The sequence below is a fragment of the Micromonospora luteifusca genome (assembly GCF_016907275.1).
In the GTDB taxonomy this organism is placed as follows: Bacteria; Actinomycetota; Actinomycetes; order Mycobacteriales; family Micromonosporaceae; genus Micromonospora; species Micromonospora luteifusca.
Genome location: NZ_JAFBBP010000001.1, coordinates 3,809,569 through 3,831,691, shown reverse-complemented (window position 1 = coordinate 3,831,691; position 22,123 = coordinate 3,809,569). Strand labels below are relative to the sequence as shown.

The window sequence follows — 22,123 nt, the reverse complement described above, 5'->3', positions numbered from 1 at the left end:
ACCGTCACAGTTGGACGACGTGACCCACCCGGGGCGGCGTACGACCCGCGAGGACGTCGAGCCACGCGTGTCGGAGAGCCTCCGGCCCGGCACCGACCTGGACGTCGAGCCACCCGCTCACGACGGCGGTGAAGCGTTGCCAGGCCTCGGTGAACCGTTGGTCGAGACCGTCGCGGCCCCAGTCGTGGCTGCGCTTGCGCATCTGGACCGGCGCGAAGAACACCTCTTCGGCGGTGTCGGCATTCGGCGTCTGGTTGGTCAGCCCGACCGCGATGTCCCGGACGAGCCGGTCGCCGAGGCGCTGACGCAGGGCGACACGGGTCGAGGGGGCGCCGGACAGGTCGAGGTAGACGGTCGGGACCCCGTCGAGGGCGGCGAGGTCGTCGTACGAGACGACCTCGTCGTAGCAGCCCAGCGACCGGGTGAAGGCCACGTTGCCAGGTGAGGTGAGCCCGACCAGGCGCGGTCCGCGACCGCGTAGTTCGAACGCGGCGGCGTACGCGGTCTTGCTCGACGCCGACGACACCAGCAGCGCCTCGGCACCGTAGAAGTCGTTGTCGACGACCTGGTCGGCCAGCATGAACGAGGTGAAGAACAGCGGCCGGAACAGGATCAGCAGATCCTCCTGGTCGGCCCGGTACGCCGGATCGCCGGTGGTCGACCGGTAGGCGTTGTACGGCGACGGCAACTCGGCCCGGTGCGGGCTCGCGTCGCGGAACCCGGACGCGTCCACCCGGTCCGGCCGCACCAACAGGTGACCCGCGGGTGGGAGGTAGCCGTAGACCCGCTGCCCCACCTCGACCCCGGCGACTGTCGACGTGACCACCTCGGCGAAGCCCCAGAGCGGCGGAAGGCCCCACTGCGGCCCGAGCCCACGGGACGCCGGCGGGAAGAACTCCCAGTAGCGCATCGCGTCGCCGAGCACCGCGTAGGTCACGTTGTTGGCGGTGAGGCCGACGCGGTCCACGCGCAGCAGCGCCTCGCCGTCGGCCAGAGCGGGCCGGCCGCCATCGACGATCGTGGTCTGCCCGAGGTCGTCACGCGCCACGGCGAAGGTCCATGAGTCAGCCATGAGGTGACGCTAGACAGCCCTCTCAGCGGAGACAAGTGCACTGCGAGTGCAAAATCCCACTGGGTACGGTCAGGACCGTCCCGCTGCCAGGTCGCGAAGATGCGCGAGCGGCAGGTGCGGCGGCTGCCACTCCACGAAGAGTGCGGTCGCGTCGTCCTCAAGCTTGTCGTCCTGATATCCGACGACGGCACGCACCAGCCGACGCATCGTCTCCGGGCTGGGCAACCCGTCGTTGAGTGCGCGGTTGACGAAGTCGACGAGCCGGTCCAGCCCGAACTGCTCCCCATCCGCGCTGCGCGCATCGGTGATGCCGTCGGTGTAGGCGAGGATGCGGTCGCCCGGGTGCAGATCCTCCACGTGCACCCGCGGGCGGCGGGTGGACAGGTGGCCCAGACCGAGCGGCAACGCGGTCGGTCCCGGCAACTCCCGGATGGCTTTGCCGTCGCGCAGCAACATCGCACCGGGATGACCTGCGTTGATCATGGTCAGTCGGCCGGTCTGGCGGTCCAACTCCATGAGCAGCCCGGTCGCGAAGAAGTTCGGATGCTCGGAACGCACCCACCGGTCGATGCTGATCGCCGTGTCGACCAGGTCCAGGCCACACCGACGGGCGTTGCGGTACGCGCTGACCACCAGCGAGGCCAGGGTGCTCGCCTTGATGCCGTGCCCGCAGGTGTCGAAGAGCCCGACACTGAGCACGTCGTCGTTCAGCGCGTAGTCGAAGATGTCGCCGCCGACGTCGTAACAGGGTTCGAGGATGGCGGTGATCACCAGGTCGTCGGTGGCGAAGGTCAGCGGCGGGAGCAGGCCCCACACGATCTCGGCCGCGACCTGCATCGGGAGACGTCGCCGCATCCGCTCGACCACGTCACCGTAGAGCCGGCGGTTGACCAGGATCTGGGCGATGTTGACCGCCACCTCCCAGGCCGGCCCGTCCATCGCCACGTCGGCGGCGGCCGGCGAAACGATCTCCAGCACGCCCATCCGTTCGCACCCGAGCAGCAGCGGCACCCAGACCCGGTCCGGGTTGTCGGGCGCGCGTTGGATGTCGAGGTTGGTGAAGGCCCGGCCGGCGAGGGTCGTCTCGATCGACAACGCGTCCCGGACGAGACCCGCGCCGAGCAGTGGCACGAGGAGAGACTGCGTGTAGTCGGCGAGATAGATCACGATCTCGCTGGCGTCGATGGCGGGAGCCGCCCGGGCCACCAACTGGGACAGTTCGTCCGGCCCACCTCGGGGTGCGTTGAGCTGCAGCCAACGCACCATCTCGCCGACGTCGACCATGCTCCGCCTCCCCCTGTCCTCCCCGACCGTACGGCCACGGCAGGACGAGCGGTGAGGCTACCCTGCCCGGCCGTGTTCACTCCGTGCCCACTCCTGGCCGATCGGGCACCTTCGTCCCACCCGTCTCACCCATCTCGCAGACGATCATCCGTCCCGGTCGCTCGTTGCTGGGGATTCCAGCATCGCAGCGAGGAGAGCGCGCACCGGCACGGTGGCGAAACCCACCCGGGCGTCACCTGCCCCGTACGGCAACCACAGCTCACCGTCGTGGATGACCGCTCCGCAGGAGTAGACGACGTTGGGCACGTAACCGTCCCGGTCGTTCTCGTCGGGTGACAGGAGCGCACCGGGAAGGCGCGCGAGGACCCGCTCAGGTCGGTGCAGATCGAGCAGGAGCGCGCCGATCGCGTACCGGCGCATCGGCCCGACACCGTGGGTGAGCACGAGCCAGCCGGCGTCGGTCTCGATCGGAGACCCGCAGTTGCCGACCTGGATCAACTCCCAGCTGTCGCTCGGGGCGTGCAGCGGGGTCGGAGCCTGCCAGCGGTTCTCGCCGTCCAGGACGGTCAGGCCGATCGTCTCCCCGTCGGCACGGCACAACGCCAGGTGCCGGCCGCCGACGGTACGCGGAAACAGCGCGAGCCCCTTGTTACGAGCACCCGGCCCGCGCATCGGCATCATCTCGAAGCGGCGCAGGTCGCTGCTGACCAGCGCACGGGTGGCGATGCTCCGGCCGTCGTAGGCGGTATAGGTGGCCCGGTACACCGGCCCCGTCTCATCGACGAAGCGGACGAACCGCGCGTCCTCCATGCCACTGCTCTCTGCCGGGGTGGCCGGCCAGAGCACCCGCTGGTGCAGAGCCGTGTCGGCGGGGAAGGCCGTGGCATAGCTACCGGCATTGGTGCGACGCAGTTGTTCGACGGTCCCCAACCCGGTACTGCGGGAGAGCAGATCCGGTGGCAGGTTGCCGAGCACCCGCTCGAAGGTGACCTCGTCGTACCGGTCGGGCAGGGCATCCAGCACGGTGGCGGTGACCTCGTTGTCGCAGTCCTCCTCGGCGAGGCCGGCAACGAGCAGGTCCCGGCGGTGCCGCAGGCCCATCCGCTGCCCCACCGCCAGCGGGCCGGCCCGGTCGGCGACACTGAGCTGTCGCCCGGGTCCGAGGACCGCGGTGGCGAACCCGATGGACGACACATGACCCTCGCCGATCTGGCGCAGGCTGACCGCGACGCGCAACTGACCGGTGCCCAGATCCGTCTGGTCCGGGTGGGCCACCATCGACGGGTTGCACAGGGCGGCGGCCTCGACGGCGTACTCGTGGCTGAAGTAGGCGCCGACCAGCAGCCGGCTGGTGGGCGAGAGATCCCGAGCCCGGGCGGCCCGGTGCCGGACGAGGCCGTAATGGTGGTGGAACGTGCCGGCCAGGTCGCGGTGCCGGGCGCCGAAGCGGTCGAAGGTGTCCCGCAACAGCCGGCCGGTCTCCTCGTCGTCGAGCTGCGCGACCCGGTCGATGAGTGCCCGCGCCCGGGTGCGTACCACCGCGGCGTCCTCACCCGGGACGAAGAGCTTGACGATGACCCGGCGTGGATCCGGGGCCAGAGTGACGTCCTGCCGGACGGCCAGGCCCCGGGTCACGACCACCGCCGGGCGTGCTGCAGGGTGGAGATGAGTGCGAGGGTGGATTCGGCGCCCTGATTGAGGTTGGGCCCGTGCGCGGTCAGCCCGTCGTAGCCGCCGCCGGTCTCCGGATCCCACATCGGCGTGCCGAGGTCGTTGTCACCGAGGAACCACCCGACCGCCTGGCGCACCCCGTCGTCCCACTCGGGATCGCCGGTGACCGTGGCCGCCGTGGCGCAGGCATCGGCGAACGCCGCGACCTCGATCGGCTGCTGGTCGTGGCGCAGGCGTACCGCGCCGTCCCGCCATCCTCTTGCCGGTACGACCGACAGTCGCCCGTCGCGGAGCTGGATATCGCGCAACCAGGCCAACATCCGCAGACCCTCGTCGAGGGGTGGGCCACCCTCACGCAGTTGGCTGGCGACGATGACCACCTCGGCGAGGGCCGCGTTGGCGTAGGTCAACGCCGACCGTGGCCACGGCCACCGCGGGTCGGACCCCGCCGGGCCAACCGTGCTGGCCGCGTCCGACAGCAGGGACGCGGCGGCGACGTGACCCGGGTGACGACGGAGCACCTCAGCCGCGCCCAGCCCGGCGAAAGCCATCGCGTGCGGGAACTTGGTGCGCCGGGTGGCAGCCCGGCTGAACGCGACAAGCGCCTCCTCCCGTACCCAGGGCGCGGGGCTGCGGGCGACGGCCGTGCCCAGGCCCCACAGCGCCCGACCCCACCAGTCGCCGAGCCCTGGTTCGTCGGCCCAGTGCCGGTCGTGCCCGAGCCGGTTGTGGAAGGCGCCGCTGGCGTCCTGCGCGTGGGTCAGGAATGCGAGATAGCACTCCGCGAGCCGGAGCAACTCCTCGCTCGGCTCCGGCTCGCGGCTGATGACGACCAAGCCGCGGGCCACGTCGTCGGTGCAGTAGCCGTGCTCGCGGCGGACGATGGCGTGCCGGGCATGCTCGAACAGGCCGGTGTCGTCGCTCAGCCGAGCCAGGTGCGCGAAGCTCGGCGTGGGTGCCGTCACCCAGCGCCCATGCGTTGGTGTCCGGGGTCGGCCGGTGGTCGCGGTCACGCCGACACCGCGCTCACCGCAGGTGAGCGGGCATCAGTGAGTTCTTCGGCGAGCGTGCCGTAGCGTGCCGCCACCGCCGGCCAGCGCAGGTGCGCGGCCAGCGGGCGGACCCGCCCTGCCAACCGGGCGGCCAGGCCCGGTTCGGTCAGGACCCGCCGGATCGCCTTGGCCAGCGCTGCCGGGTTCTGGTGGGGTACGACCAGCCCCGGCCCGCCGGTCAGCAGCTCGACGGCGTGCGGGAACGCCGTCGCCACGACGGGCACCCCGGCGGCGACCGCTTCGATGAGTACGCCGGAGGTGACCTGTTCGCGGGAGTCGTAGGGCAGGACGACCACGTCCGCGGAACGGATCAGAAGGCCCAGTGCCTCCTGGTCGTGGTAGACGTCCTGGTAGTCGACGGCGTGCGCGACGCCCAGTTGGGCGCCGAGCTGGTGCAGCCCGGCCCGGTACGACTCGCCGTGGTGCTCGATCACCTTCGGGTGGGTCCGCCCGGCCACCGTGTAGGTCGGCGTCGGTTCGAGATCCTGCAACCGCGCGAGGGCCCGCAACGACCACTCGACACCCTTGCCGGGGCCGAGCAGCCCCCAGGTCAGCAGGTGCGGACGGGTACGCCGCTCGACCGGTACGCCGGCAAGTTCGGCAGCGCCGTGCGGGATGACCGTCACCTTGCCTGCCGTGACGGCGTATCCGACGAGCAGCCGGTCACGGGCGGTGTCGGTCATCGTGACGACCGCCCCGGCGGTGGCCACGATCTGCTCCAACAGGGACTTCTGCCGGGCGGAAGGCTGACTGAGCACGGTGTGCAGGACCACGATGGTCGGCACGGTGAGCCGCCGCAGCAGAGGCAGGACGTCCTCGCCGTCGTTGCCGGGGTAGATGCCGTACTCGTGCTGAACGATCGCCACGTCGAAGGCGTTCAGGGCAGCCGCCGCGTCCCGCCAGCCGCCCGGGGTACGGGCCGACCAGGTGTGCACGACCCCGGGCGTCGGGCGCTGGTCGTCGCCGTGGTCGGTGACCCGAACGATGCCACCGTGTGTGCCGTCGGCGGTCAACTGGGCGGCCAGGGCGGAGTTGAACGTGGCCAGTCCGCACCGGGTCGGTGGGTGGGTGCTGAGGAATCCGTAGCTGGGCATGAAACTGGGGCCTTCCGGTTGTCGGCCGGCCCCCCGAACAGGGGCGAGCCTCACGCGGGGACGGCGCACGCCGGTCAGCGTGTGTGACCGGCGGGACGGGTTGGTTCAGCCGTGGACGAGCTGGTCGTAGACCGCGAGATAGTCGGTGACCATCCGGTCCGCGCCGAAGCGCTGCTGAGCCCGCGCCCGGCACTCGGCCCGGTCCAGGCCGTCGACCCGGGTGATCGCGTCGACGGCCTGGTCGACGGTGTGGACGAGGAAACCCGTCACACCCTCGTCGATGACCTCCGGCATGGACCCCCGCTGGTAGGCGACGACCGGAGTGCCGCAGACCATCGACTCCACCACCGACAGCCCGAACGGCTCGTCGAAGGCGATCGGGTGCAGCAGAGCGGCGCTGGTTCCCAGCACCTCGGCTCGCCGCTGCGGGCCGACCGACCCGAGGAATACGACCTGATCACCATCGATGTGCGGAGCCACCTGTTCGGCGAAGTACCGTTCGTCCTGCACGATCCCGCAGATGGTCAGCGGTCGACCGGCGCGGCGGGCGATCTCGATCGCGGTGTGGGTGCCCTTGTCGGGGTGGATCCGGCCGAAGGCCGCCAGCCCTGGACCGGCGTCACTGGTGAACGGCAGCCCGCCGAGGTCGACGCCGTGGTGCACCGTGGCGACGTAGTCGAGCTCCGGCGCCCGGTCGGCGTCGGAGATCGACACGTACGACGAGCGGGCGCGGGCGTACGCGGGCAGGATCCCCGCGCCGGAGAAGCCGTGCACCGTGGTCAGCAACGGAGCGTCGCAGTGGTCCGCGAACGCCAGTGGCAGCCAGTCGAGGTGACTGTGCACCAGATCGAACTGTGCCGAGCGGGCCATCGCGTGGGAGACGTGCATGGCCTCCCACACCCGACCGTCCATGTCCGGGTCGTCCGCGTACCCCCGGGGACAGACTCCGTCGAGTTGGGCGGAGGTGACGGAGTCCAGTGTCGCGAAGAGCGTCACGTCGACGCCGCGGTTGGCCAGCCCTTCGGCGAGCAGGCCGGTCACCTGCTCCCACGGCCCGTAGTGGTGCGGGGGCGTACGCCAGGCGACCGGTCCGAGCAGCGCAACCCTCACGGGGATGGCGCGTCGGCGAGGTCAGCCGGGTCGAGGTGCAGGGTGGCGAGCAGCCCGGAGTGCTTCGCCGGGTCCACCCGCTCGGGCAGCTCGCGCTCGACCCAGTCGGCCCTGGCCTGCTGGCCCCGGTCGCGCAGCGCGCTGACGATCCTGTGCCTGGCGATCCTCATCTGGTGCTCCCTGGTTAAGGCGTTCAGAACGGTCATTCGCGCGGACAGCGGTGTGAACGCCTGTCGCACCCGGACCCTCAGCCGTCCCGGCCGCAACGAGCGGCGAATCCGACAGCTGGGACGTGGTCGGTGATCAACCAACACGACCAGCACATCGCGGCGATGGGGATGACGATCGATAACGCCCCTGATGGGCTGGTGGCGACGGCGTCTGGCGGCCACCGGGTTCCCGGGCGACGTGTTCACCGTACGCCCTCGCGGTGTTCAACTGCACATGTGCAGTCACAAACCAAGGCCATCAAGCCAGCCGGCACAAAAAGGCGCTCAGGGCGCGATGCGGTTGAGTCGTCGCGCGGTTCACTCCAGCGGGTGGAGGCGGGCCGGATCGCCCGGCCGGAGGCCGTCCTAGTGGTTGTGCGGGCGGTTGCGGACGAGCGCGAGCACGAGCACGGCGGTGACGAGGAAGACGATTCCGTTCACTCGCAACCCAGCCTGGACTCCCGAGGTCAACGCTTCCGCGAGCGCCGCTCGTACCGAATCGGGCAGCGGCTGGTCGCCGGTGGCACCGGTGGCCGCCGCCGCCCGCACGATGGTCCTCGTGGGTTCGTCGACCTGGTGGGCGACGAGCCGGTCAGGCAGGTCGGCCAGCATCGTGGTGGTGAGCAGCGTGCCCAGCAGGGACGAACCGAGCACCGAGCCGACCTGCCGGGCGGCGTTGACCGCACCGGAGGCCATGCCGGCCTGCGCGGGCGCGACGCTGGCCAGCGCCGCGGCGGTCGCCGGCGCCACCACCAGGCCACCAGCGACACCGAAGAGGGCGAACAGCGCCCAGCGGTGTCCGAACGGCGTGGCCGGCCCCTGGGCCGCCAGAGCGAAGCTGGCCACCGCACCGAGGACCAGGCCGAGGGTGAGCGGCAATTTGAAGCCGGTACGACGGATCACGCGCCCGGCGCCGAAGGCGACGAGCACGTAGGCGCCGAAGAGCACCAACATCCGCCAGCCGGTGTCCAGCGGGCTGAGGGCCTGGGCACGTTCGTGGAAGAGAACCAACAGGATCGCCACGCCGGTGAAGCCGAACAGCGACACCGCGGCGACGACCATGACGGCGCTGAACGAGGCGGACCGGAACAGCCGTACGTCGAGCATCGGCGCGCTGGCCCGCCGCTCGACCAGCACGAACCCGACCAGTGCGACGACCGCGACGATCCAGGCCGCCGTCACGACCGGGCTGGTGTAGCCGTCCTTGCCGCCCTGGATCATCGCGTAGACGGCTGCGGCGATGGCGACGGTGCCGAGCAGCAGGCCGGGCACGTCGAGTCGGGCGGCGCTCGGCCGCGACTCGGCCACCCCGATGGCGGCGACGACGAGGGTGAGCACGCCGAGCACGATCGTCGACAGGTAGACGCTGTGCCACTGGTAGTGCCGCAGCAGCGCGCCGGCGATGAGTGGGCCGATCGCGAGCCCGATGCCGGAGGCCGCCGACCAGGCGGTGATGACCTCGGTACGTCGGTGCGGGTCGGTGAAGGTCGCACCGAGGATCGCGAGGCTGTTCGGCAGGATCAGGGCCCCGCCGAGGCCCGCCACCAACTGCCCGACGATGACCCAGGCCACGGTCGGGGCACCGGCCACGACGGCGGCGCCCACGATCATCGCGATGACTCCGGCACCGAACATGCGCTTGCGCCCGTAGCGGTTACCCAGGGTGGCTGCGGACAGCACCACGCTCGCCACCACCAGGGTGTAGGCGCTGGGGATCCAGACCAGGGTGGTCGGGTCGACCTGCAGATCCTGCTGGATCGTGGTCAGGGCGGAGACCGTCGCGGTGATCTGCAGGAACGTGATCATCGCGCCCAGGCACATGGCGATCAGGGTCACCGCGCGGGAGCCACGGACGGATGAGCGGGCGGTGCCGGCCGATTCGGGTGCGGGTGGGGCCGCGGTGCTGGTTGTCACTGGTGTCCTCGGGGCTGGTCGGGCTGACTTTCGTCGGCTGAAGTCAGCAGAACCCCAGTGAAGCACCTGGCTAGCATCAACGCAAGCCAGGTACGCTTGACCACATGGAGGACCTACGGGACGACCGCGACTCCTGGTCGAATGCGAACTGCTCGGTGGCCCGGGCGATGGACATCATGGGCAGCAGGTCGACAGTCCTGATCTTGCGCGAGGCGCTGCTCGGCACGCGACGCTTCGACGACTTCGTCCGCCGGGTCGGCATCGGCGAGCCCGCCATGGCTGCCCGACTCAAGGAGATGGTCGCCGCCGAGCTACTCGAACGGATCCCGTACCGGGAGCCGGGGCAGCGCACCCGCCACGAGTACCAGCTCACCCGCAAGGGCCGCGAACTACTGCCGGCCATCACCGCGCTGCGCAACTGGGGCGACACCTGGGCCGCCGACGACGCCGGCCCGTCCGTCATCGCCACCCACCACGACTGTGGCCAGCCGGTCCACGCGGTGCTCCGCTGCGCGGCCGGCCACGAGGTAGAGGACGGCGAGATCGACATCAGCGCCGGACCGGGCCGGATCCGTCGCGACTGACGCCTCCGAGGCCACCGCCGCCAATCGATCATGACAGCTGAATTTGTCGTACGCCTGTTCTAATCTCGGCTCATGGTTGAGGAGTTGGCGCAGGCAGACGACGCCGTCGCAGCCTGCGTCGACGCCGCCACCTGGGCCCAAGCCGAGCACGACCTGATCGCGGCACTCGATGCCGCGCACCGCCTGGAGCAGCGCCTCGCCGCCGTGAAACTCGCCCTGATCCGCGAGATCGACGCCCGCGGCACGGCCCGCGCACAGGGCGCTTCATCCACCGCGGTCTGGTTGCGCGAACGGCTCCACCTCACCATCCCCGCCGCCCGCCGACTCGTCGACCTCGCCACCGCACTCGACACCGCCAACCCAGGCGTACGACGAGCACTGGCCGACGCCACCATCACCCTCGACCAAGCCCGAGTCATCGCCGACACCGTCACCACCGTGCACACCGCCGCCGGCCCCGAAACCGCCGACAAAGCCGTCGGAGTGCTCGTCCACTGGGCTGGGCAGTTCGACCCCACCCTGTTGCGCAAACTCGGCACCCGCATCCTCGACCACGTCGCACCCGACATCGCCGACACCGCCGCCCGGGCCGCACTGCAAGCCGAAACCACCCGCGCCACCCGCGACCGCCACCTCACGTTGTCCGAGCAAACCGACGGCCGACTCCGACTCACCGGCACCCTCGACGCCGAAACCGCCGGCCTGCTGCGCGCCGCCATCGACCCGCTGACCGCACCCTCCGGCCCCGACGACGCCCGCACCCCCGGGCAACGCCGCCACGACGCCCTCGCCGACGTGTGCCGACTCGCGCTGCGCACCGGGCAGCTACCCGAACACGGCGGCGAACCGGCCCAGATCGTCGTCACCACCAGCTATGACGGCCTCGCCCGACAGCTAAACACCAGCACCCTCGACGCCGGCCTCCACGCCGGCACCCTCGACGCCGGCACCCTCGACACTGGCACCCTCGACACCGGTCTCCATGTCACCCCGGAAACAGTGCGCCGCCTCGCCTGCGACGCCACGATCCGCCCTGCCGTGCTCGGCAGCGCCAGCCAGGTCCTCGACGTCGGCCGGCAACGCCGCCTCATCACCGGGCCCCTACGCCGCGCCCTCGTCCTTCGCGACCGCGGCTGCACTCAGCCCTCGGCTACGTCAGCCCCAAGACCTACACTGACAGCGCAAGCATCTGTCCGTGAGACCGAAGCAAGACCAACGCCCACCACATCCACCACTGGGCCGACGGCGGCACCACCGGCCTCGACAACGCCGTCCTCCTCTGCGGCCACCACCACCGCCACCTCCACCACAGCGACTGGACCGTCCGCCTCGGCGGCGACAGCCACCCCGAGTTCATCCCACCCGCCTGGCTCGACCCCGAACAGGTCCCCCGCCGCAACCACTACCACCGACGCACGTAAGCACGGCGGGCATGGCTGCACCCATCGGCGTCATGGCGCTGGTCGAGCCGCATGGTGCGCTCGGCCTACCGGCATCGAGTCAGGGTTCGGCTCACCGAGGTCGAGTCAGGGGTGTTGCCACCCGCCAAGCACGGACCAGTGCCGGCACGTCGGGGTAGCGCGTGGCAGGTGCGGCCCCGGTCGCCCGGTCCACGACGCGGCGCTGGTCACCGTTTCCGCGCCAGCCCTGCGCCGCATCAAGGAGGTGGTGCAGGGTGCGGCCGAGCAGGTGCACGGTGGTCCGCTCGTCGATCACCGCGCCACGAACGAACTCCTCCGGGGCCATGTAGCTGCGTGAGCCGGGCAGCCGGTCGGCGTCGAGCTGGAACGGGCCGGGCCGGTACTCGTCCAGGTCGATCAACCGCATCCGGCCGGCGGAGAAGTCGTACAGGAAGCAGCCGTCGTAGAGGTCGACGGCGACCAGGCCGGCGGCGCTGACGGCGAGATGGGCGTCGAGGATCGCGTCGAGTGCCACCTCGACCTGCGGCACCGGCAGACGCAGGAACCGGCTCAGCCCGGTGCGGTCCGTGCCGTGCACGGTGGCGTGGTTCAGCACGCTGCCGTCGTACCAGGGGTAGATGAGCGTCGGGCCGGCCTCGCCACGGACTGTCCACCATGGGCGGACGATCACCGGGTGGCGGACTGTGGCGTGCACCGCGCAGGCCCGGTCGAGGGATGCTCGCCCCGCGGCCGTGGTGGCCGTCTTGACGAGCCAGCGCCGGCCCGCCTCCTCGGCTCCGTAGGACAGGCATCCGGAGTCCTGAGCGTCGAAGACCACGAAGGCCGACTCGATCGATGGCACGGACACCCGACGAGACTACGGCGCCCGCCAGCGGACAAAAGGCGCCGCACGGGGACAGCGCCGCGCGGAGACAGCGCCGCCGGCGACCCAAAATGACGCGCAAAGTACCCGTTGCGTTACGAGATTGTTTCCAAGATTACCGGGAGGTTACGAGTGCTTCTCGACGATCGATACCAATTCTAGGTTTCGGCCACCGTCATCAGTCGTGGCGGCCGGCACCGAACGTGGAGGCAACGACGTGCCACAACCGAACACACATCGGACCGGACGGGCCAGGCGCGGGGTCAGCATGCTGGCCGCCGTTGCGCTGACCGCGGCCGGCCTGACCAGCCTGCCCGGCAGCGCCACCGCCGCGCCGACCAGCAGTGGACCGACCGCCCGCTACCTCGTCCAGCTCGACGAGGAGCCGCTGGCCACCTACACGGGCGGTGTCCCCGGGATCGCCGCGACCAAGCCAGCCGGCGGCTCCAAACTGAACCGCACGTCGGGCAGCGCGAACGCGTACCGGGATCACCTGCGTCAGAAGCGCAAGTCCGTGCTGGACCGGGTCGGTGTGCCGGCCGACCGCACGCGCGTCACCATGGAGACCGCGTTCAACGGCTTCGCCGCCGACCTGACCGGGCCGCAGGCCGCCCGGCTGCGCGCCACCCAGGGTGTGCGGGCGGTGTACGAGAGCCAGAAGGTGCACGCGACCACCTCGCACACCCCGGACTACCTGGGCCTGACCGGCAACGGTGGGGTGTGGAAGAAGGAGTTCGGCGGAGACTCCCACGCGGGTGAAGGCGTCATCGTCGGGATCATCGACAGCGGCTACTGGCCGGAGAGCGCGAGCTTCGCACCCCTGCCCAGCCCGCGTCCCGACCAGGCCATCATCGACGCCAAGTGGAAGGGCACCTGCGACGTTGGCATCGAGGCGCCGGTCACCTGCAACAACAAGGTGATCGGAGCCCGCTGGTACAACGACAGCGGCATCGCCGAGGCGTTCCCCGACGACTACTCCTCGCCTCGTGACCGCAACGGCCACGGCACCCACACGGCCAGCACCGCAGCCGGCCTCAACGGCGTGCGGGCGACGTCGGGCACCCAGGACCTGGGCATGATCTCCGGCATGGCGCCGGCCGCACGACTGGCGATCTACAAGGCGCTGTACGACAACGGTGCGGGCGGGGCGACCGGTACCGACATCGACATCGTGCACGCCATCGACGACGCGGTCGCTGACGGCGTCGACGTGATCAACTACTCGATCGGTGACGACACCGAGCGGTTCGGGGCCGTCGACGCCACGTTCTTCAACGCTGCCGCCGCCGGGGTGTTCGTCGCCGCCGCCGCCGGCAACTCCGGCCCGTTCGCCAACACCGTCGACAACTCGACGCCGTGGCTGACCACGGTGGCCGCGAGCACCACCGACCGACAGCACAACCGGAAACTCACCCTCGGCAACGGCACCACCATCACCGGCGCGGGCATGGGTGAGACCGGCGTCGGTCCGGCCCGACTGGTCTTCGCCAAGGACAGCGCGCTCGACCCGGACGGTGCCTACGGTGCCGGCCTCTGCGCCGACGACACGTTGGATCCGGCCAAGGTCAAGGGCGCGATCGTGCTCTGCGTACGCGGCGAGATTCCCCGTACCGACAAGAGCATCGAGGTGGCCCGGGCCGGCGGGGTCGGGATGGTCCTGTACAACGAGGAGCTGAACTCCCTCAACGCCGACGTGCAGGCCGTGCCGACCGTGCACATCAACGAGGTCGACCTGGCCACGGTCACCGCGTACGTCGCAAAGGGCAACGCCACGGCGACCATCTCGCCGAGCAAGCTGGAGACGGTCGAGGCGCCGTCGGTCGCCGCGTTCTCCTCGGCGGGCCCGTCGAACCTGAACGCCGGCGAGCTGCTCAAGCCGGACATCAGCGCGCCCGGTCAGGACATCGTCGCGGCGTTCTCTCCGTCCATCGGCGGGAACGACTTCGCCCTGGAGTCGGGCACCTCGATGGCGGCGCCGCACATCGCCGGTATCGCCGCCCTGCTGCTGGCCAAGCACCCCGACTGGTCGCCGGCGGCGGTCCGCTCGGCGCTGATGACCAGCGCCGTGGACAAGACCGACAAGGGCAACCCGATCAAGATCGGCACGTACGACGCCACGCCGTTGAACTACGGTGCCGGCCAGGTCGAGCCGGGCAGCGCCTTCGACCCGGGTCTGGTGTACGACTCCAACCAGCAGGACTGGATCCAGTACCTGTGCGGGGTGTCCACCGACCGGGGCAGCGACTACGGCCTCGACCTGGAGGGCTGCGACACGATCGGCTCGATCGAGACGGCACAGCTCAACTACCCGTCGATCTCGCTGGGCCAGATGGTGGGCAAGCAGACGGTCACCCGCACCGTCACCAACGTCAGCGACAAGACCAGCACCTACACCTCGTCGGTGCAGGCCCCGCCGGGTTACAAGGTCAAGGTCACCCCGGCCAAGATGCAGATCCGTCCCGGCCAGTCGGCTCGCTTCACTGTGGAGGTGACCAGCACCGGCGGCGCGTTCGACACCTGGGCCGACGGCTCGCTGACCTGGCGCGACCAGTTCAAGCACGAGGTACGCAGCCCACTGGTCGTGCACAACTCCGGGCTGGTCGCCCCCGACGCCATCACCGGCAAGGGCACCTCCGGCAGCGTTCCGATCGCCGCCGAGGTCGGTTACAAGGGTCAGCTGATCTCGCAGCTCTCCGGCCTGACCGCGGGCACCAGCAGCACCGTCACCCTGCAGGGTGACGGACCGAGTTGGGACTGGAGCACGTCGGACAACCTGCCGGTGCCGCTGCCCGCGTCGATCAGCAGGACCACCCTGCACGTACCGGCCGGCACCCGCAGCCCGCTCATCCAGGTCACGTCGGAGCGGCCCACCTGCTCCCACATCGACTGGGACGACGAGGAGGGGGTGATGGAGTGCACCGAGTTCAGCCTCAACGTCTATGACAAGGACGGGAAGTTCGTCACCGCCACCGCCAGTGGTCGGGACGGCGCCAAGGTGACGTTGCCGGAGGGTGCCGGCGACTACATCGTCGTCGTCGAGCAGGAGTTCACCGAGAACATCCCGACGGGCGCGAACGCGTACACCGTCACCAGCTACCTGCCGGGGGCGCCGGGCACCTCCACCGGCCGGTTCACCATCGACCCGAAGCAGCGCAGGGTGCAGCCGGGTGCGACGGCGAACCTGACCCTGCGCTGGTCCGGCCTCGCGCCAGCGAAGCGCTACCTCGGGGTGCTGGAGTTCCGCAACGGTGACGGCTCCCTGAAGACCGTGCCGGTCACCGTCCAGTCCTGACGGTGTCGACGGGCCGGCGGCCCGACGTGTGACCCAGGTCACCGTCGGTCCGCCGGCCGACCGTTCGCGCCGGTGGGGGTGATCTGCTCGACCCCACGGTGATCGACGGCAGCGAGGACAAGACGCGGGGCGGCGGGGGCCCAGTTCCCGTCCGCCCCGAACGTCTGCGCGGACCCGTCGAGTTCGTCGGACGAGCAGCGGAGTTGGCCCGGTTACGCCAGCTCGTCGAAGCCCCGCCGTGCCTGATCCTGCTGGAGGGCGAACCCGGGATCGGCAAGAGCCGGCTGGTCGCCGAACTGCTCGCCGAACTTCCCGGGCACCACCTCGTCGGCGAGTGCGACGACGTGCCGGAACCCTTTCCACTCGGTGTGTTGCTGGACGCGATCCGCGGCAGCGCCGACCGACTCGGCGCGCTCAGTCCGGTGGCCGGTGCCCTCGCACCGCTGCTGCCCGAACTGGCGGACGCGCTGCCCGCCGCGCCACTCCCGTTGACCGACCCGGCGGCCGAACGGCACCGCCTGTTCCGGGCCGTCGCCGCAGTGCTGGCCGCACTGACTCCCGCCACGCTGCTGCTCGAGGACCTGCACTGGGCCGACCCGGCGACCTGCGAACTCCTCGCCTACCTGAGCACCCACCCGGTCGACGGACTGGCGGTGGTGCTGACCGCCCGCACGGCGGCGCCGGGAGGCAGTACGCCGATCCACGACGCGTTGGCGCGAACCCCGCCGTGGAGCGTCACCCGCGTCGCACTCAGCCCGCTGGACGCCGATGACGTACGCCGGCTGGCCGCCCGGACCCTGCGGCTCGACGACCCACCGCAGCAACTGACGGCGACCCTGCTCGACCGCACCGCCGGCATCCCGTTCGTGGTCGAGGAGGTGCTGCGTACGCTCGCCGAGCGGGGTGGCGACCCGTTGGCCGACGACAGCGTCCCGTTCGTCCTGCGTGACGTGCTGCTCTGGCGGCTGCGCCCCCTCGACGAGGCCACCCGCGAGGTGCTCGGGGCCGCTGCCGTGCTGGGGCTGGCACCGGACCAGCGCATCATCGCCTCGGTGCTCAGCCTGGACCGGGTGGCGGTCGGCGCGGCACTGACCGCGGCCCACCGGGCCGGCCTGCTGCACGACGCCGGGGACGGTCTGCGGTTCCGCCACGACCTGGCCCGACAGGTGGTGTACGACCTGGTGCCCCGGGAGAACCGCGAGTGGCTGCACCTGCGCGTCGCACGGGTGTTGGAGCAGGAGTTGCCGAAGCCGGTCGCCCAACTGGCGCACCACTACCGCCGGGCCGGCAGCGGCGCCGACTTCGTCCGCAATGCCGAGGCGGCCGCCGACCTGGCCACCGAGCGCGGCGACGACGCGACCGCCGCCAGCTTCCTGCTCCAGACGATGGACGTCGCCGAGCTTCCCCGCCCGGTACGGGTACGGCTCGCCGCCAAGCTGGGCCGCTCGGCCATCGACGGGCTGAGCCAGGCGGAGGCGATCCCGGTGCTGGAACGGCTGCTCGCCGACCGACGGTTGCCGCCCGGTGCCCGCGGCGAGCTGGGCCTGGTGCTCGGGCGGATGCTGCGCCAGCAGGGCGAGGCGCTGCGCGGCTACACCGAGATCGAACGTGCTGTGCCGTACCTGCGTGCACCGCGACGCAAGGCACCGGCGCTCGCGGTGCTGGCGGCCCCGGACACCGTCGTCGGCCGGCACGTCGACGACCACCTGGCCCGCTGCGCGGAGGCGGAGAGCGCCGCGACGGCCAGCGGGGACCCGGGGGCGCACCTCGCGGCCCGCATCACCCGAGCCTCGCTGCTACTGGAGCTGGGTGATCCGGCAGCCTGGGCGATCATCACCGAGCTGCGGGCGTCCGCCGAGTTGGCCGACCGGCCCCGCGAACATGCCCGGGCCTGCCTGAACTGGGCGCAGGGCGCGTTGCACGCCGGGCACCCGGCACAGGCGGAAACGCTCCTGGCGGCCGGCCGGGCGCTGGTCGACGAGACCGGGTACGAGCGGCTGACCTCCCTGGTCGAGGCGACCGAACTGTCGTTGGACCGGGCCGCCGGGCGGCTGGACGGGCTCGTCGAGCGCCTCGCCCGACTGGTTGCCAGCACTGAGCGGATGCCGGTCACGCTGCTCGACGCGCGGGTCGAACTGGCCACCGTACTGGCCCGTACCGCCACCGCCGACACCGCCGCCACCGCCGCCACCGCCGACAGCGCCGACACCGCCGCCACCACCGCCAGCGCCGACGGTGACAGCGGGAGCGGCGATCAGGTGGAGCTGGCCGAACGGGCGCTGCGGGAGGTGGTGGTCGACGCCCGGCGGGTCGGCGCGATCTGGCCGCTGGTGCAGGCACTCTCGGCGCTGGCCCGGTTGACGCTGGCCGCGAGGCCGGACGAGGCCGTCCGGCACGCGACGGAGGCACTGTCGCTGGTACGCGGTAAGGGCATCCTGGCGTGGGCGGCCGAGGCCGTGCTGGTGCTGGCCGAGGCCGCGGTCGCAGCGGGTGAGCCGGCTCGGGCCGCGGCAGCGGTGACCGAGTTGGAAATCGGGATCGCGGGCCGTGACGCGCCGCTCGCCCTGGCCGCCCTGCGCCGGTGCCGGGAACTCGTCCCGGCCTGAGCCGGCCCGGCCGCCGGGCCCGGGCGAACTGGGGGATGTCGGCGTGTGGTCGGTGACCGACCTGACTTCGACCTCGGTGGGATCGCCACCGAGGCCGAAGCAGGTGTTCCTACTGTGGTGCTCCGGCCTCAGTCGCGGGTCAGCACGATGAGGTCGGCGTCGTGGGTCGGGCTCCACTGCACGGGCAGGCCGAACGAACCGAGGTGGCTGCCGGAGTAGTGCCGGTCGCCGTGCCGGTAACGGGCCGCCGGATCGAGGCCGCGCAGTGGCAGCCGGACCGGGCGGGACGGCAGCAGGCCGGCACCGTCGAGCCGGCCGGTGTGCCAGGCCAGCACGACCACTTGGCTCTCGTCCGGCGCGGTGTACTGCACGGCGCAGCGGGCCTGGTCGGGACCGCCGATCAGGTGCACTTCGCCGTGCGTGACGACGTCCCGGATCTCCTTGTAGCGGGCGATCCAGCCAGCCGCCTCGGCCCGCTCGGCGGGGGTCCAGGCCCGGATGTCCGCGCCGACGCCGAGCACGCCGGCCATCGCGAGGACGAACCGGAACGCCAGCGAGCGGGGGCGGGGGTCGAACAGGCCGGGCGCGTCGGTGACCCAGGAGCTGAGCAGGTGCGGGGCGTTGGCGTGCAGGAAGCCGTACTGGATGGCCAGCCGGTCCAACGGGCCGGTGTTGTCGCTGGGCCAGAAGACGTCGGCCCGGGCGGCCATCGCCAGGTCGGTCCGCCCGCCGCCGCCGGCACACGCCTCGATCAGCACCCCGGGGTGGTCCCGGCGCAGCTGCTCGTAGATCCGGTGCAGGTTGGCGACGTGCGCGCCGTCCAGGTCGAGCGGCCCGCCCCCGCCCGGCCGCCCCGGCTCGGTACGCGGCCGGTTGAAGTCCCACTTCAGGTAGTCGATGTCGTACCGGCGCAGCAGACCATCCACAGTGGAGTGGACGAATTCGGCTACCTCCGGTCGGCCCAGGTCGAGCAGGTACTGGTTGCGTACAGGGGTGAGCGGCCGACCGTCGACGGAGTAGACCCACTCGGGGTGCTCCGCGTAGAGGGTCGACTTCGGGTTGACGCACTCCGGCTCGACCCAGAGCCCGAAGTTCAGCCCGAGCGCCCGGACGTCGGCGATGAAAGCGTCGAACCCGGCCGGGAACTTCGCCGGATCGGGCGTCCAGTCGCCGAGGCCGGCGGTGTCGTCGTTGCGGCCGACGAACCAGCCGTCGTCCACGACGAACGTCTCCACACCCAGCTCGGCGGCGATCCGGGCCAGCGCGAGCTGACTCTCCGCCTCGACCGCGAAGTAGGTGGCCTCCCAGGAGTTGTAGAGCACCGGGCGCGGGGTGAGGCGCCTACCTGCGAGCAACCGCTGGTGGGTGTGCCAGACCCGGGCCAGCCCGTCCAGGCCGTCCGCGCTGTACGCCCCGGTGATCACCGGCAGGGTCAGCCGCGCTCCCGCGGCCAGCTCGAGCGGGCCGTCGGCCAGGTGACGGCCGGCCCGTACCCGGGTCAGGCCACCGGTGTCCCGCTCGGCGCTGATCTCCCATGAACCGGTCCAGGCCAGCGCCATCCCCCAGGCCGCCCCGGTCGGCTCGGCGGTGTCCCGCACGGCCAGCCAGGGCACGTGCAGGTGCCCGGGTACGCCCTGGGAGCTGCCGATGCTGAACGTGCCGTGACCCAGGTCGACGTGGGAGAGCTGGAACTCCTGCGCCCACTGCCCCCACTGGTGGCTGAGCAGCGCGCCGTGCGGCGTCGGTACGCAGAACCCGCCCGATCCGGCCCGGACGATCCGCAGCGGGCCGGTGCCGTCGTTGGTCAGCTCGACCCACCGCTGCACCACGTCGGTGCCGGCGGGGACCCGGTAGTGCACGGTGGCGCGCAGCCCGGTCAGCGGATCGGCGAAGTCGACGGCCAACTCCTGCCCGTCGGCGTCGACCCGCACGTCGGTGTGGACGAAGCCGATCCGGCGCTCCCCGGTGGAGGTTTCGATCACCAGGTCGGCACCGGTGAACGGGCGATCGGCGTCGGTGGCGTACTCGATCGGGGCGCCGTCCCCGGCGGTGAGGAACGGCACCGGGCCGTCGTAGGCGACCGGCGACGGACCGTCGGAGACGCCGTGCGGCCCCCACGCGACCAGCTCGAGCCAGCGGCCGTGGGCCGGGACGGTGACGGTGTACTCGGTGTGCACGCCAAGCAGCGTCCAGCGCTGTGGCGTCGCGGCGGTCACTTGACCGCTCCGAGTGCCAGGCCGGAGACGAAGTGCCGCTGGAAGCGCAGGAAGACCGCGACGGTGGGGACGGCCGCGATGACCGTGCCGGCGGCGATCACGTTCCAGGACGAGACGAACTGCCCCTGGAGGCCGAGCAGCGCCGGGGTGACCGGCATGTTGTCGTCGGTGCGCAGCACGGTGATCGCCCAGAGCAGATCGTTGAAGATCCAGGTGAAGGAGAGCGCCCCGAGGGCGGCCAGCGCGGGCCGGGTCAGCGGCAGCATGACCCGGGTGAAGATCTGCGCTGTGCCGGCACCGTCGATCGTTGCCGCCTCCTGGATCTCGCCCGGCAGGTCCCGCATGAAGCCGTGCAGGACGAAGGTGTAGAAGCCGAGCCCGAAGCCGACCTGCACCGCGATCAACGCCCAGAGCGTGTCGTAGAGGCCGGTCAGCTCGCTGAACTTGGCTACCGGGATGAGCAGGATCTGCGGCGGCAGCAGGTTGCCGGCGAGCATCAGCAGCAGGACGGTCCGCCGGCCGGGGATCCGGAAGCGACTCAGCGCGAACGCGGCCATCGCGGCCAGACACAGGCTCAACGCCACCGACGGGACCGTGACCAGCATGCTGTTGATCAAGGCGCGCAGTTCGCCGCCGTCGGTCCAGGCCTGCCGGTAGGTGTCCAGGGTGAACGACTGGGGCAGGCTGCCCACGCCGTGCGCGGCGATGTCGTCGAACGATCGGGTGGACATCACCACGACCCAGAGCACCGGGCCCAGCCAGAGCAGCGAGAGCAGGATCATGCTGGTGTGGAAGGCGCCGGTGCGGAGCTTGTTCATCACGCTTCCTCCCGGAACGCGCGAACCAGGTAGCCGAGGATGACGGCCAGCGCGAGCACGAAGATCACGACGGCGATCGCGGAGGCGTAGCCCAGCCGCAGGCTCTGGAACGCGGTCGAGTACATGTAGGTGCTGAGCAGCTCCGAGGAGTGGTACGGCCCACCCTTGGTCAGCGACCAGACGATGTCGAACGAGCGCAGTGAGTCGATCACGATGACCGACAGCACGACGGCGTTGACCCCCTTCAGCTGGGGGATGGTGACGTGCCGCAGCCGCTGCCAGGCGTTGGCGCCGTCCATCCGGGCCGCCTCGTGCAGCGCCGGGTCGATCGCCTTCAACCCGGCCAGGAACAGCACCATCACGTAACCGATCTGCCGCCACAGGGCGGGCAGGATCACCGCGTACAGGGCGGTCTGCGGGTCGGCGAGCCAGGGCCGGATCAGCTGCTCCAGGCCAACGGCCCGCAGCAGCGTGTCGGCGATGCCGTCGGGCTGGTAGAACACCCGCCAGACCAGCGCCGTCACCACCAGGGAGAAGACCACCGGGGTGAACAGGGCGGCCCGGTAGAAGCCGACCCCGCGCCGCTCCTTCTGCAGGACCAACGCCATGCCGAAACCGCCCAGCACGGAGAGCCCACCGAAGAGCACCAGCCAGATCACCGTGTTGAGCAGCGCACCCCGGAAGGTGGCGTCGCCGGCCAGTTCGACGTAGTTGTCCGTGCCGACGAAGGTCGGCGGCGACATCCCGTCCCAGCGGGTCAGGGAGAACCAGAAACCCTGGAGCGCCGGCCAGAAGACCCAGACGCTTTCGACCGCGAACGGCACCAGGACGAACGCCACCAGCAGCGGCGACAGTCGAGCAGACCGTCGCCGCCGCCGGGTGGGTGTGACCGAAGTCGTGGAGACTGTTGCTGTCACG

The 22,123-nt window shown here is 71.2% G+C and carries 15 protein-coding genes and 1 pseudogene; 4 read left to right on the top strand and 12 right to left on the bottom strand.

What is annotated here, in order from left to right:
* Positions 1 to 4 precede the first annotated feature (4 nt).
* The 8 genes from JOD64_RS17375 to JOD64_RS17340 all read right to left on the bottom strand — a co-directional run bounded on the left by JOD64_RS17375 (position 5) and on the right by JOD64_RS17340 (position 9,406).
* Positions 5 to 1,072, bottom strand: a complete 1,068-nt coding sequence (locus JOD64_RS17375; RefSeq protein WP_204943174.1) for a DUF2855 family protein — start codon at positions 1,070 to 1,072, stop codon at positions 5 to 7.
* Between the two features lie 69 nt (positions 1,073 to 1,141).
* Positions 1,142 to 2,356: a PP2C family protein-serine/threonine phosphatase gene (locus JOD64_RS17370; protein ID WP_239559551.1), complete on the bottom strand. Its 1,215-nt coding sequence runs from the start codon at positions 2,354 to 2,356 to the stop codon at positions 1,142 to 1,144.
* A gap of 144 nt (positions 2,357 to 2,500) precedes the next feature.
* The gene (locus tag JOD64_RS17365; RefSeq protein ID WP_307813460.1) at positions 2,501 to 3,997 is read right to left on the bottom strand and encodes a glycoside hydrolase family 130 protein; all 1,497 of its coding nucleotides are present in this window, start codon (positions 3,995 to 3,997) and stop codon (positions 2,501 to 2,503) included.
* Positions 3,988 to 5,040 (bottom strand): glycosyltransferase, encoded by a 1,053-nt coding sequence (locus JOD64_RS17360; protein WP_204943173.1) that lies wholly within the window; start codon positions 5,038 to 5,040, stop codon positions 3,988 to 3,990. The genes JOD64_RS17365 and JOD64_RS17360 overlap by 10 nt, the downstream gene beginning before the upstream one ends.
* Positions 5,037 to 6,173 (bottom strand): glycosyltransferase, encoded by a 1,137-nt coding sequence (locus JOD64_RS17355; RefSeq protein ID WP_204943172.1) that lies wholly within the window; start codon positions 6,171 to 6,173, stop codon positions 5,037 to 5,039. The genes JOD64_RS17360 and JOD64_RS17355 overlap by 4 nt, the downstream gene beginning before the upstream one ends.
* A 105-nt stretch (positions 6,174 to 6,278) precedes the next feature.
* Positions 6,279 to 7,283 carry a glycosyltransferase family 4 protein gene (locus JOD64_RS17350; RefSeq protein ID WP_204943171.1) on the bottom strand — a complete coding sequence of 335 codons (1,005 nt, stop codon included), beginning with the start codon at positions 7,281 to 7,283 and terminating at the stop codon, positions 6,279 to 6,281.
* On the bottom strand, positions 7,280 to 7,453 hold the full coding sequence (locus tag JOD64_RS17345; protein WP_167517360.1) for a hypothetical protein: 174 nt from the start codon (positions 7,451 to 7,453) through the stop codon (positions 7,280 to 7,282). Before JOD64_RS17345 ends, JOD64_RS17350 begins: the two co-directional genes overlap by 4 nt.
* Positions 7,454 to 7,858: 405 nt before the next feature.
* A complete protein-coding gene (locus tag JOD64_RS17340) occupies positions 7,859 to 9,406 on the bottom strand; it encodes an MFS transporter (protein WP_307813457.1) in 1,548 nt (515 codons plus the stop codon).
* A gap of 104 nt (positions 9,407 to 9,510) precedes the next feature.
* On the opposite strand from JOD64_RS17340, the gene JOD64_RS17335 reads away from it, so the two are divergent.
* Entirely contained in the window at positions 9,511 to 9,990 is a 480-nt protein-coding gene (locus tag JOD64_RS17335; RefSeq protein ID WP_204943170.1) for a winged helix-turn-helix transcriptional regulator, read from the top strand.
* 72 nt (positions 9,991 to 10,062) lie between these two features.
* Positions 10,063 to 11,411, top strand: a pseudogene (locus JOD64_RS17330) (HNH endonuclease).
* Between the two features lie 91 nt (positions 11,412 to 11,502).
* Here the strand turns inward: JOD64_RS17330 and JOD64_RS17325 are convergent.
* Positions 11,503 to 12,258, bottom strand: a complete 756-nt coding sequence (locus tag JOD64_RS17325; RefSeq protein ID WP_307813456.1) for a serine/threonine protein kinase — start codon at positions 12,256 to 12,258, stop codon at positions 11,503 to 11,505.
* Between the two features lie 283 nt (positions 12,259 to 12,541).
* On the opposite strand from JOD64_RS17325, the gene JOD64_RS17320 reads away from it, so the two are divergent.
* Positions 12,542 to 15,565 carry a S8 family serine peptidase gene (locus JOD64_RS17320; protein ID WP_204943169.1) on the top strand — a complete coding sequence of 1,008 codons (3,024 nt, stop codon included), beginning with the start codon at positions 12,542 to 12,544 and terminating at the stop codon, positions 15,563 to 15,565.
* A gap of 98 nt (positions 15,566 to 15,663) precedes the next feature.
* Positions 15,664 to 18,171, top strand: coding sequence for an ATP-binding protein (locus tag JOD64_RS17315; RefSeq protein WP_204943168.1), 2,508 nt, complete (start codon positions 15,664 to 15,666; stop codon positions 18,169 to 18,171).
* Positions 18,172 to 18,299: 128 nt separating this feature from the next.
* Here JOD64_RS17315 and JOD64_RS17310 read toward each other — a convergent pair whose 3' ends face one another.
* Genes JOD64_RS17310 through JOD64_RS17300 form a run of 3 tightly spaced genes read right to left on the bottom strand, consistent with a single transcriptional unit; the run spans position 18,300 to position 22,122 of the window.
* Entirely contained in the window at positions 18,300 to 20,387 is a 2,088-nt protein-coding gene (locus JOD64_RS17310; RefSeq protein WP_204943167.1) for an alpha-galactosidase, read from the bottom strand.
* Entirely contained in the window at positions 20,384 to 21,205 is an 822-nt protein-coding gene (locus tag JOD64_RS17305) for a carbohydrate ABC transporter permease (RefSeq protein ID WP_204943166.1), read from the bottom strand. Before JOD64_RS17305 ends, JOD64_RS17310 begins: the two co-directional genes overlap by 4 nt.
* Positions 21,205 to 22,122, bottom strand: coding sequence for a carbohydrate ABC transporter permease (locus JOD64_RS17300; RefSeq protein ID WP_204943165.1), 918 nt, complete (start codon positions 22,120 to 22,122; stop codon positions 21,205 to 21,207). Before JOD64_RS17300 ends, JOD64_RS17305 begins: the two co-directional genes overlap by 1 nt.
* Position 22,123: the final 1 nt, after the last annotated feature.